Source organism: Shigella sp. SIG3 (assembly GCF_053555855.1).
Genome location: NZ_JBQZXE010000111.1, coordinates 1 through 12,160, shown reverse-complemented (window position 1 = coordinate 12,160; position 12,160 = coordinate 1). Strand labels below are relative to the sequence as shown.

Genomic DNA, 12,160 nt, shown 5'->3' with positions numbered 1-12,160 from the left:
GATTGTTAGTCTTTGCATGAGCAAGCGGACTGACACATTTCTCTTTGTTCTCATTCAGAAAATCTCATCAGTCGGCGTTCAGACCGGTGTTGTGCTTTATGGATACGTTACGCTCCTGATGACGTCATTTGACGTTCAACAGCATCACGGGGCCGCACGACATTTCACGTCAGTTAGTGCTATAGCTCAGGAACAAATTTTCCCAAATTGGGATATGCTCGCAAATTGCTGGTGATGTGGGGAGAATCTGGTTGAGTTCGGTAGAATTGATTTGGAGGCAGAACGCTTAAATCGTGGCGTCCTGAAACGAAAAACGGACCTCCGTGGAGGTCCGTTGATATGAATTTGGTGCCCGGACTCGGAATCGAACCAAGGACACGGGGATTTTCAATCCCCTGCTCTACCGACTGAGCTATCCGGGCAACGGGGCGCATTAAACCGTAATCTGCACATCTCGTCAACCTAATTTCAGTAAAAGCGATTCAACTGCTTAAGATTGCGGCAAATCGCTTCTTTTCTGTGTTTCTGTCAGGTCAATGCACCACCCTGGCGGCAGCGGGCGAAGCGCAGGATATCTTCCGCCAGCCGATGTGCAGTGTCGACATCCGCCTGGCTACGATTCACCAGCATTCGGCTTAAACAGCCTTCCAGCACCAGTTCCATCTGCTTTGCTACCATCGCCGGATCGTCAACTTCCAGCGTGGTTAACAGTTCGTGGGTGAAATCGTAGGCCGCGCTTTTTTGCTGATCGGCCAGTTGATGAATAGGGTGGCCAGGATCGGGATAAAACGTACAGGCAGCGATAAATAGACAGCCCGGATAGCGGTTGTTTTTAACGCACTCCGATAACGCCTGATAACGTGCCAGCAGCTTTTGTTCGGCGGTTTGCGTTTCGTCCAGCATCAGCTGACGACGCCAGACATCTATCTGTTGGCTAAGATAACGCAGCGCATCGTAGAGGATTGCCTCTTTGTCTGGCCAGAAGCGGCGTAGCTCGTCCAGTGGATAATCCACACGTTCAGCAACCATCTCCAGCGTGGTGTTGGCAATCCCTTGTAATTCTAATAATTTCAGGGCTTCTCCCAGTACATCTTCACGTTGCACGCTATTTTCCTCCGTCTTTCCCACTGCAAGTGTCGTTCACGGTTGGCGATCGCGCAAATGTGCGCTGAAGGTTTCAGCATCCATAAAGCCCGTGACGCGTGCTTGTGGATGCTCCTGGCCTTGTCCGTCAAAAAAGAGAATTGTCGGTAGGCCAAGGACATTAAGATGCTTTAACAGCGCCACATCTTGTGCGTCGTTGGCCGTGACGTTGGCCTGAAGTAAGACCGTGTCTGCTAACGCTTTTTGCACCTGCGGGTCGCTGAAGGTGTATTTCTCAAACTCTTTACAGGCGACGCACCAGTCGGCATAAAGATCTAACATCACCGGTTTGCCTTTGGCTTCAACGAGCGCCTGATTTAACTCATCTATCGTTTTGATTTGTGTAAAGTTGAGATGCGTCTGAGTTTGCGCGGTATGCGTCGCACCAAATGCCCAATCCTGAAGTGGGCGCACGCTAACCAATGCCGCTGCCAGCAGGATTATTTGCACCACGCGCATCCAGCCGCGTTTAGCCTGTAGGCTGGTGATAAAGGCCCAGCCAAAGAATGCGACACCCAGCGCCGACCACAAGCGTAATCCCCATACATCACCAATCACTCGCTCCAGCAGGAAGACCGGCAGTGCGAGGATCACAAAACCAAACGCGGTTTTGACTTGTTCCATCCACGGGCCGCTTTTCGGCAGCAAGCGGTTACCAAAGACGGTAATTAGCATCAGCGGCAGGCCCATGCCCAACGCATAGAGATAAAGCGTGCCGCCGCCCAGCCACATGTTCCCGCTTTGGGCGATATACAGCAGAATCGCGCTAAGCGGTGCGGTGGTGCATGGTGAACAGATCAGTCCGGCAATCGCCCCCATAACAAACACACCGCCAGGTGAGCCGCCCTGTTGGCGATTGCTCATCAACGTGAGACGTGTTTGCAGCGAAGAGGGGAGTTGTAGAGTAAACAAGCCAAACATTGACATCGCCAGCAAGGTAAAGACGATGGCGAGGCCAATGAGCACGTATGGGTGCTGTAGCGCCGCCTGGAACTGTAACCCTGCGGCGGCAACTACCAGACCCAGCGCCGTGTAAGTCAGTGCCATCCCCTGCACATAAATAAAGGTCAGCAACAATGCTCTGGCAGTGGAGAGCCGCTGTTTACCACCCAGCACGATGCCAGAAATCAGTGGGTACATTGGCAGCACGCATGGCGTAAAGGCGATACCAATACCGATCAACAACGCCCAGAGCGCGGAAAAGGGCAATTGCGCGGTGTGCTGCTCTTGCTGCGAAACAGACACAGGCTGTGACGCTGCGTTGTTGGCGACCACTTCGCTTAACGGAACGGTTTTGGTTTCTGGCGGATAACAGAAACCGGCATCAGCACAGCCCTGGTAGGTGACAGTTAACGTCGCTCCCGCACTCGCCTGGTTGATGGTTACGGGAAGCGTCAGCCGATCGCGGTAAATCTCGCTTTTGCCGTAAAACTCATCTTCATGCCAGACGCCTTGCGGCAGCTGCACGTCGGCAATTTTCGCGTGTTCCGGCGTAATGCGGATCTGTTTACGGTAGAGGTAGTAACCGTCTTTGATCTGCCAGGTCAGATTAAGGTCATGTTGGTTTTGCTGAAAATCAAAAGCAAAGGCTTGATCCGCGGGGACAAATTGTGAACGTCCCGGCGCGTCGAATAATCCGGCAAAAACGGAAGTGCTGCAAAGTAGCAGAATCAGCGTAAAGATGCGTTGAGCCATGAGAGGTAATCTGTGTCTCCGTGTGTAACAGGTAAAACCAGAAGTTCCGGGGTTTGATATGGATGATGAGACTTCAGGCATTCCAGCAGTGCCTGCTGGTGAGATACGGTAGTTTTTAAAATCATCTGCACTTCGTATTCTTGCTCCAGCTTACCTTCCCAGTAATAGAGAGAGGTAGCGCCGGGGATCAAGGTCGCGCAGGCCGCCAGTTTTTCCGCCAGCACTTTGGCGGCTAAATCCTGGGCTGTCGCTTCATCCGGTGCGGTACATAGCACCACGACAGACGCGGTATTCGAACTTTTTTCATCAAGCATAAACACCTCGCAAGAACAGATGGAACCGCAAGAGAGAGGTCACTATACAACGGACGGGGGAAGGATGTTAGTCGGCGGGAAAGAAAGCGGGGCGTGAACGCCCCGCGATTGATCATTACAGCATGAAGCTACCCAGCACGAAGCCGAAGCAAACGGCCAGGGCAACACCCAGAGTACCCGGGATGAAGAACGGATGGTTGAAGACGAATTTACCGATACGGGTAGTACCCGTGTCATCCATCTGTACCGCAGCAACCAGCGTCGGGTAGGTCGGCAGAATGAACAGACCAGACACCGCAGCGAAAGAAGCAACAGCGGTCAGCGGTGAAACGTTCAGTGCCAGAGCCATCGGCATCAGTGCTTTTGCGGTTGCAGCCTGAGAGTACAGCAGAGCAGAAGCAAAGAAGAAGATGACGGCCAGCAGCCACGGATGACCCTGAATCACTTCACCAGCGGTATCTTTGATCCAGTCGATGTTGTTGGAAACGAAAGTATCGCCCAGCCACGCAACACCCAGGATACAAATACAGGCGCTCATACCTGCTTTGAAGGTGCTGGAGTTGAGGATGTTGTCGGTATCGACTTTACAGATAACGGTGGTCAGAGTTGCAACGCTGAGCATGATGATCAGGATTGCGTTGGTGGTGTTCATCAGCGGTTTTTCAACCAGACCCATGCTTGGGCTGTTGATGATTGCATAGATAACCACGCCAACTACGCCCAGCAGGAACAGCCAGACGGACGTTTTTGCACCGGATTTGATTTCAATCTGCTTTTCACCGCGCAGTTCAACCAAGCCCTCTTCCAGACGCTTGCGATAAATCGGATCGTCAGAGAGTTTGGAGTTGAACAGCATAGTGACCAGGAAGGACATCACCAGAACCGCCAGCAGGGTGGACGGGATGACCACGGAGAGCAGATGGAGGTAGCTGATGCCATGACCTTCCATCACGGAAGACATGTAAACCACTGCCGCTGAGATTGGCGATGCGGTGATCGCAATCTGCGCGGATACCACTGCAGTAGAGAGCGGACGGCAAGGTTTAACGCCTTGTTCCTTCGCAACTTCAGCGATAACTGGCAGTGTCGCCAGAGAGATGTTGCCAGTACCAGCAAAGATAGTCAGGAAATAGGTCACGATCGGTGCGAGGATCGTGATGTATTTCGGGTTACGGCGCAGCAGCTTTTCTGTCTGATGAACCAGATAGTCCAGACCGCCAGCAACCTGCATGGCAGAAATAGCGGCGATAACCGCCATGATAATGGAAATGACATCGAACGGGATGTTACCGGGTTTAACGCCAATAGCGGCAAGAACCAGCACCCCCAATCCGCCTGCAAAACCAATACCTATTCCCCCCAATCTGGCGCCCAAGAAAATCGCCAGCAAAACTATGATGAGTTCTACAACTAGCATATTAGCCTTCCTTGTTTTTTAACAAGTTGATATTAGATTGTTATTTTTAAGTTACTGCTCACAAGAAAAAAGGCACGTCATCTGACGTGCCTTTTTTATTTGTACTACCCTGTACGATTACTGTTCGCTTTCATCAGTATAGCGTTTTGCTTTGTAAGCCGGGTGCATCAGATTCTGTACGGAGAAAATATCGTCAAGTTCCGCTTCAGTCAACAGACCGCGTTCCAGAACGACTTCACGTACACTCTTACCGGTTTCGGCACAGATTTTACCCACGATGTCACCGTTGTGGTGACCGATGAACGGGTTCAGGTAAGTAACGATACCGATAGAGTTGTAAACGTAACCTTCGCACACTTCTTTGTTAGCAGTGATGCCGTTAATGCATTTTTCCAGCAGGTTGTAGCAAGCGTTGGTCAGAATGTGAACGGATTCGAACATGGCCTGGCCAATGACCGGTTCCATAACGTTCAACTGCAGCTGACCTGCTTCTGCTGCCATGGTAACAGTGGTGTCGTTACCGATGACTTTGAAGCATACCTGGTTAACCACTTCCGGAACAACCGGGTTTACTTTAGCTGGCATGATGGAAGAGCCCGCCTGCAGTTCCGGCAGGTTGATCTCGTTCAGGCCGGCACGTGGACCAGAAGAGAGCAAGCGCAGGTCGTTACAGATTTTGGACATCTTCACAGCCAGGCGTTTCAGCGCGCCGTGAACCATAACATAAGCGCCGCAATCAGAGGTCGCTTCGATCAGGTCTTCAGCCGGTACGCATGGGAAGCCAGTGACTTCAGCCAGTTTTTTCACTGCCAGCGGAGAGTACTCTTTCGGCGTGTTCAGACCAGTACCGATTGCTGTTGCGCCAAGGTTAACTTCCAGCAGCAGTTCAGCGGTACGTTGGATGTTTTTCACTTCTTCTTTCAGCAGGATGCTGAAAGCGCGGAATTCCTGACCGAGGGTCATCGGTACTGCGTCCTGCAGCTGGGTACGACCCATTTTCAGGATGTCCTGGAATTCGACAGCCTTACGTTCAAAGCCTTCACGCAGTTGGTTAATCGCATCTACCAGCTTAATCAGGGAAGAGTAAACTGCGATACGGAAACCGGTCGGGTAGGCGTCGTTAGTGGACTGACATTTGTTAACATGGTCGTTCGGGTTCAGGTACTGATATTCACCTTTCTGGTGACCCATCAGTTCCAGACCGATATTGGCCAGCACTTCGTTGGTGTTCATGTTTACGGAAGTACCTGCGCCGCCCTGGTAGACGTCTACCGGGAACTGATCCATGCATTTTCCGTTGTTCAGGACTTCATCACATGCGGCAATGATGGCATTCGCTACACTTTTAGGAATGGTTTGCAGCTCTTTGTTTGCCATAGCTGCGGCTTTTTTAACCATTACCATACCGCGAACAAATTCAGGAATATCACTGATTTTGTTGTTGCTGATATAGAAGTTTTCAATCGCTCTCAGAGTGTGAACACCATAGTAGGCATCAGCTGGAACTTCCCTGGTACCCAACAGATCTTCTTCGATACGAATGTTGTTTGACATGTGAACCTTCTTTTTCAAGCTGCCAATGATTTGCTTTAAACACACAGAATATATGTGGTTTCGAATGTTTTTCGACCGACGATTATCCCCTGCATCGACCGAATACCCGAGATCATATGCTGCTTGAGGATTTCTACCGTAATCTGGATCACTTTAAGTGTCGGTTTTTACCCCTTAATTATTAATTTGTGAAATAGATCACCGCTTTGGGATTACTACCAAAAATAGTTGCGCAAACATCTTGAAATTTTGCTAATGACCACAATATAAGCTGAACGCGATTCGCAACCCATTCAGGTAGCCGGGTTTAACCGGCTGCTATTACAGGAGAAACCTTTGCGCTGGTTACCTTTTATTGCCATTTTCCTTTATGTCTATATTGAGATTTCAATCTTTATTCAGGTTGCCCATGTATTGGGGGTATTGCTGACCCTCGTGCTGGTTATATTCACGTCAGTTATCGGTATGTCACTGGTACGTAACCAGGGCTTTAAGAATTTCGTGCTGATGCAGCAAAAAATGGCGGCGGGTGAAAACCCTGCGGCGGAGATGATTAAAAGTGTTTCGCTGATTATTGCCGGTTTGCTGCTTTTATTACCGGGCTTTTTCACCGACTTCCTCGGTCTTCTGCTTTTATTGCCGCCGGTGCAAAAGCATCTGACAGTGAAGTTGATGCCACATTTGCGCTTTTCTCGCATGCCAGGCGGCGGTTTTAGCGCCGGGACCGGTGGCGGTAATACTTTTGATGGTGAGTATCAGCGAAAGGATGATGACCGCGACCGCCTTGATCATAAAGACGATCGCCAGGATTAATGTCGAAACGCCGGATTATGTGGTTATGCCATTTTCCGGCGTTTTTCGTTTTGGCAGAAACAGCCATAACCCCACCAGCATGATCAGCGCATAGAGACTTTTCCAGCCGACCATTGCCAGTAACAGAACGCATAACAGCCCGCCAACCACCGCCAGTAGTCGATAACGACCTTGCAATAATTTACAGCCTGCCAGCATGCATAACAGATAAATCATAATAAAGATGCCATTGGCATAAATAATAAGAGCCTCCAGATTGATCTCTAAGGCATGAATTACCAACGTGCTCACCACGCAGCAGCCAAGCACCGCATTGAGGGCATTATTCGGGATATGGCGAGAAGAGAGGCGTGCCAGGTAGTGGTCAGGATTATGTTGCGCCTGCGACCAGACCAGGCGGGCGAAGCTCTGTATATAAATGTTAAGACTGGCAAAGCAGGCCAGATAGCCAATTACGCAGGCAATCCATAACGCTCCTACACCGAACAACTGCACTACAATTTTTGGAAGCGATGCTGCCGCCGCCATTTGTTCACCATAGGCGTCGAAGTGTAAGACGACTACCGTACAGCCCCAGTAGACTAATCCTGCCAGCAGCAGACCAATCATCAAAGCACGAGGAAAATCACGCTCTGGATTTTTAAATTCCGAGGCAAGATGGGCAAATGCTTCCAGACCGACAAAACACCAGAACATCACTGATAACGCAGCAAATAACCCGGTAAGTTCGATATTTCCTGGCGCGGGGAAGGGGATACTCGCAGGTTTGATATCGCCCGCCCACCAGATAGCGACAATCAGTGCGACGATAAGTCCGGCAATAACGGTTTGTAGATTAGCACTGGAACTGGCACCGAGAGTACCGATATACCACACCAACGCCAGCGTACCGAGTTCTGCCAACAACAGTTGCCAGCTATGCCAGCCAAACATTGCCTGGCCGAATCCGGCGGCAATTTGTAGTGCGGCAGGCAAACCCACGGGAATGACCGATAAAAACAGCCAGCCGGTGACTCGCTCAAGCCGCGAACCAAACGCCATACCGACGAAGTGCGCGACGCCGCCTGCGCTGGGATAGTGGCGACCCAGAATCGCAAACACAATCGCAATCGGGAACACTAAGATAATCAAAACGGGCCACGCCCACAGGCTGTTATTGCCTGCTACCAGTGCAGCTAACGCAGGAACGGCAAACACGCCAGTGCCTAATAATGACGTCGATAGCAGGCCAATGCCCTGGGCCAGCCCCAGTTCTTGTTTGAGTCCACTCATGGGTTGATATCCGATTGCGCCCAAATTTTGGGCAACTGCGTAGATTTTCGATGGTAGCACAATCAGATTCGCTTATGACGGCGATGAAGAAATTGCGATGAAATGTGAGGTGAATCAGGGTTTTCACCCGATTTTGTGCTGTTCAGAATTTTTTTTCTTTTTCCCCCTTGAAGGGGCGAAGCCTCATCCCCATTTCTCTGGTCACCAGCCGGGAAACCACGTAAGCTCCGGCGTCACCCATAACAGATACGGACTTTCTCAAAGGAGAGTTATCAATGAATATTCGTCCATTGCATGATCGCGTGATCGTCAAGCGTAAAGAAGTTGAAACTAAATCTGCTGGCGGCATCGTTCTGACCGGCTCTGCAGCGGCTAAATCCACCCGCGGCGAAGTGCTGGCTGTCGGCAATGGCCGTATCCTTGAAAATGGCGAAGTGAAGCCGCTGGACGTGAAAGTTGGCGACATCGTTATTTTCAACGATGGCTACGGTGTGAAATCCGAGAAGATCGACAATGAAGAAGTGTTGATCATGTCCGAAAGCGACATTCTGGCAATTGTTGAAGCGTAATCCGCGCACGACACTGAACATACGAATTTAAGGAATAAAGATAATGGCAGCTAAAGACGTAAAATTCGGTAACGACGCTCGTGTGAAAATGCTGCGCGGCGTAAACGTACTGGCAGATGCAGTGAAAGTTACCCTCGGTCCAAAAGGCCGTAACGTAGTTCTGGATAAATCTTTCGGTGCACCGACCATCACCAAAGATGGTGTTTCCGTTGCTCGTGAAATCGAACTGGAAGACAAGTTCGAAAATATGGGTGCGCAGATGGTGAAAGAAGTTGCCTCCAAAGCGAACGACGCTGCAGGCGACGGTACCACCACTGCAACCGTACTGGCTCAGGCTATCATCACTGAAGGTCTGAAAGCTGTTGCTGCGGGCATGAACCCGATGGACCTGAAACGTGGTATCGACAAAGCGGTTACCGCTGCAGTTGAAGAACTGAAAGCGCTGTCCGTACCGTGCTCTGATTCTAAAGCGATTGCTCAGGTTGGTACCATCTCCGCTAACTCCGACGAAACCGTAGGTAAACTGATCGCTGAAGCGATGGACAAAGTCGGTAAAGAAGGCGTTATCACCGTTGAAGACGGTACCGGTCTGCAGGACGAACTGGACGTGGTTGAAGGTATGCAGTTCGACCGTGGCTACCTGTCTCCTTACTTCATCAACAAGCCGGAAACTGGCGCAGTAGAACTGGAAAGCCCGTTCATCCTGCTGGCTGACAAGAAAATCTCCAACATCCGCGAAATGCTGCCGGTTCTGGAAGCTGTTGCCAAAGCAGGCAAACCGCTGCTGATCATCGCTGAAGATGTTGAAGGCGAAGCGCTAGCAACTCTGGTTGTTAACACCATGCGTGGCATCGTGAAAGTTGCTGCGGTTAAAGCTCCGGGCTTCGGCGATCGTCGTAAAGCTATGCTGCAGGATATCGCAACCCTGACTGGCGGTACCGTAATCTCTGAAGAGATCGGTATGGAGCTGGAAAAAGCAACCCTGGAAGACCTGGGTCAGGCTAAACGTGTTGTGATCAACAAAGACACCACCACTATCATCGATGGCGTGGGTGAAGAAGCTGCAATCCAGGGCCGTGTTGCTCAGATCCGTCAGCAGATTGAAGAAGCAACTTCTGACTACGACCGTGAAAAACTGCAGGAGCGCGTAGCGAAACTGGCAGGCGGCGTTGCAGTTATCAAAGTAGGTGCTGCTACCGAAGTTGAAATGAAAGAGAAAAAAGCACGCGTTGAAGATGCCCTGCACGCGACCCGTGCTGCGGTAGAAGAAGGCGTGGTTGCTGGTGGTGGTGTTGCGCTGATCCGCGTAGCGTCTAAACTGGCTGACCTGCGTGGTCAGAACGAAGACCAGAACGTGGGTATCAAAGTTGCACTGCGTGCAATGGAAGCTCCGCTGCGTCAGATCGTCCTGAACTGCGGCGAAGAACCGTCTGTTGTTGCTAACACCGTTAAAGGCGGCGACGGCAACTACGGTTACAACGCAGCAACCGAAGAATACGGCAACATGATCGACATGGGTATCCTGGACCCAACCAAAGTAACCCGTTCTGCTCTGCAGTACGCAGCTTCTGTGGCTGGCCTGATGATCACCACCGAATGCATGGTTACCGACCTGCCGAAAAACGATGCAGCTGACTTAGGCGCTGCTGGCGGTATGGGCGGCATGGGTGGCATGGGCGGCATGATGTAATTGCCCTGCACTTCGCAGAAATAAACAAACCCCCGGGCAGAAATGTCTGGGGGTTTTTCTTTTGGTCATCTTTCTAGTATAAGATTCAGACACGGACGACGCGAGTGGCGTCCAGCTCATTGATTATGGGGAATAACATGCACGTAAAATACTTAGCAGGGATTGTCGGTGCCGCGCTACTGATGGCGGGTTGTAGCTCCAGCAACGAATTGAGTGCTGCCGGTCAGAGTGTACGCATTGTGGACGAGCAGCCAGGCGCAGAGTGCCAGCTGATTGGTACTGCGACAGGTAAGCAAAGCAACTGGCTTTCCGGGCAACACGGAGAAGAGGGCGGTTCTATGCGCGGCGCAGCAAACGATCTGCGCAACCAGGCGGCTGCAATGGGCGGTAACGTGATTTATGGCATCAGCAGCCCGTCGCAGGGAATGTTGTCCAGTTTTGTCCCGACGGATAGCCAGATTATCGGTCAGGTTTATAAGTGCCCGAACTGATGTGATCCAGAGGCTGGGTGACAAACGTATTATTGCCTGATGCGCTTCGCTTATCAGGCCTACAGCAGGCATTGCAACTGATTGAATGCTTGAGAATTTGTAGGCCGGATAAGGCGTTTACGCCGCATCCGGCATGACCAACGATCACGTTATCAGTCATTTCAGGCTGGATGGCTCCAGCCTCGCATTAGCAAAGATGAGATTATTTCGCCTGTGGTGCAGTTTTGCTGGTGGATTGTACACGTAAGTGATGCAGCGCGCGTAAGCATTGATCCTGGGTTAGCGGTTGGGCGTTATTCGCCGCTACGGTGCGAGCATAGACCTGACATGGCACACCCGCGAGTTTTTTCAGTCGTGGGCTGAAATCAAGCATTCGGCGAGTGATCGCCTCTATTTCTTTACCCGGCGTTGCTTCACGCGTTTTCACCACTGCGCCGCTAAATTGTTCTTTGCCACTTTCATCTTTAAAGCGGTAAAGCACCGCCAGATAATGGTCGAACAAGTTATGTTTCCATTCCGGTTGGGAATAGGTGTCATATTCCAGATTGCCATTGTCCTGGCAGTCAACGTCGTATAACGGCAGGAAATCTAACAGTGAGGTAATACGTAATGCCAGTTCACGCATTTCCGCATTATTAATTGCATGAATGATTGCTCGCGCCAGCATTTCAATCTGCAACTCATTGACGACTAACTCACATTTGCTACCGTCATGTAGCGTTAATACGAAGGTAAGATTTTCGCCTTGATTATCGGTAAGTTCCAGCGTGTTAACCCGACGATTAATATCGGCATTTTTAAGCTCATCAACCAGAATTTCTGGGATGTTTTCTGCCATTTTCTTAATGACTTTATCGCGAGCTTGCTCATACTGAAGGCGTGCAGCAGCATCCAGTTTATGCTTTTGATGCAGACGACTTTCCAGCGCAATCAGCAGGTCGCGCAGTTCCATGACAGACATAAAGAACAACGATTCTTTATTGCGAGGTTCTTTAATTTTCAGCGGCAGTGCAATGAAATTATTACTCTTGCGAATAACACCGGTATTAACACCCTTGATGCTTATGGCCATGTAGGTTCTCCCTAACCATTTCTCAATTAAATAATTAATTTTAATTTATAAGCCAGATAAATGGGCTTGGTAGTAATAGTTGTTAAAATAACATAAATAGCCGTGCTCACTCTATATAAACAGAAAAGAA

At 50.4% G+C, this 12,160-nt stretch carries 11 protein-coding genes and 1 tRNA gene; 4 read left to right on the top strand and 8 right to left on the bottom strand.

What is annotated here, in order from left to right:
• Positions 1-346 precede the first annotated feature (346 nt).
• The 6 genes from ACUU1I_RS16600 to aspA all read right to left on the bottom strand — a co-directional run bounded on the left by ACUU1I_RS16600 (position 347) and on the right by aspA (position 6,123).
• Positions 347-422 (bottom strand) — tRNA-Phe (locus ACUU1I_RS16600).
• Positions 423-528: 106 nt separating this feature from the next.
• Positions 529-1,104, bottom strand: a complete 576-nt coding sequence (locus tag ACUU1I_RS16595) for a transcriptional regulator (RefSeq protein WP_001188520.1) — start codon at positions 1,102-1,104, stop codon at positions 529-531.
• A gap of 36 nt (positions 1,105-1,140) precedes the next feature.
• Entirely contained in the window at positions 1,141-2,838 is a 1,698-nt protein-coding gene (dsbD, locus tag ACUU1I_RS16590) for a protein-disulfide reductase DsbD (RefSeq protein WP_000068935.1), read from the bottom strand.
• Positions 2,814-3,152 carry a divalent cation tolerance protein CutA gene (gene cutA / locus ACUU1I_RS16585; protein WP_000883400.1) on the bottom strand — a complete coding sequence of 113 codons (339 nt, stop codon included), beginning with the start codon at positions 3,150-3,152 and terminating at the stop codon, positions 2,814-2,816. The genes dsbD and cutA overlap by 25 nt, the downstream gene beginning before the upstream one ends.
• Before the next feature lie 115 nt (positions 3,153-3,267).
• Entirely contained in the window at positions 3,268-4,569 is a 1,302-nt protein-coding gene (gene dcuA, locus ACUU1I_RS16580; protein WP_000961959.1) for an anaerobic C4-dicarboxylate transporter DcuA, read from the bottom strand.
• A 117-nt stretch (positions 4,570-4,686) separates the two neighbouring features.
• Complete coding sequence (aspA, locus tag ACUU1I_RS16575; protein WP_000069437.1) at positions 4,687-6,123, bottom strand: aspartate ammonia-lyase; 1,437 nt, start codon at positions 6,121-6,123, stop codon at positions 4,687-4,689.
• A gap of 336 nt (positions 6,124-6,459) precedes the next feature.
• On the opposite strand from aspA, the gene ACUU1I_RS16570 reads away from it, so the two are divergent.
• The gene (locus tag ACUU1I_RS16570; RefSeq protein ID WP_001267445.1) at positions 6,460-6,936 is read left to right on the top strand and encodes an FxsA family protein; all 477 of its coding nucleotides are present in this window, start codon (positions 6,460-6,462) and stop codon (positions 6,934-6,936) included.
• Between the two features lie 15 nt (positions 6,937-6,951).
• On the opposite strand, the gene yjeH is transcribed toward ACUU1I_RS16570, so the two are convergent.
• Positions 6,952-8,208, bottom strand: a complete 1,257-nt coding sequence (gene yjeH, locus ACUU1I_RS16565) for an L-methionine/branched-chain amino acid transporter (protein WP_000015827.1) — start codon at positions 8,206-8,208, stop codon at positions 6,952-6,954.
• A 275-nt stretch (positions 8,209-8,483) separates the two neighbouring features.
• Here yjeH and ACUU1I_RS16560 point away from each other — a divergent pair, with 275 nt between their 5' ends.
• The 3 genes from ACUU1I_RS16560 to ACUU1I_RS16550 all read left to right on the top strand — a co-directional run bounded on the left by ACUU1I_RS16560 (position 8,484) and on the right by ACUU1I_RS16550 (position 10,958).
• Entirely contained in the window at positions 8,484-8,777 is a 294-nt protein-coding gene (locus ACUU1I_RS16560; protein WP_001026276.1) for a co-chaperone GroES, read from the top strand.
• 43 nt (positions 8,778-8,820) lie between these two features.
• Positions 8,821-10,467 (top strand): chaperonin GroEL, encoded by a 1,647-nt coding sequence (groL, locus tag ACUU1I_RS16555; protein ID WP_000729117.1) that lies wholly within the window; start codon positions 8,821-8,823, stop codon positions 10,465-10,467.
• A 137-nt stretch (positions 10,468-10,604) separates the two neighbouring features.
• Positions 10,605-10,958 (top strand): DUF4156 domain-containing protein, encoded by a 354-nt coding sequence (locus ACUU1I_RS16550; protein WP_000558209.1) that lies wholly within the window; start codon positions 10,605-10,607, stop codon positions 10,956-10,958.
• Positions 10,959-11,160: 202 nt separating this feature from the next.
• Here ACUU1I_RS16550 and ACUU1I_RS16545 read toward each other — a convergent pair whose 3' ends face one another.
• On the bottom strand, positions 11,161-12,030 hold the full coding sequence (locus ACUU1I_RS16545) for a YjeJ family protein (RefSeq protein ID WP_001008084.1): 870 nt from the start codon (positions 12,028-12,030) through the stop codon (positions 11,161-11,163).
• Between the last annotated feature and the right edge of the window lie 130 nt (positions 12,031-12,160).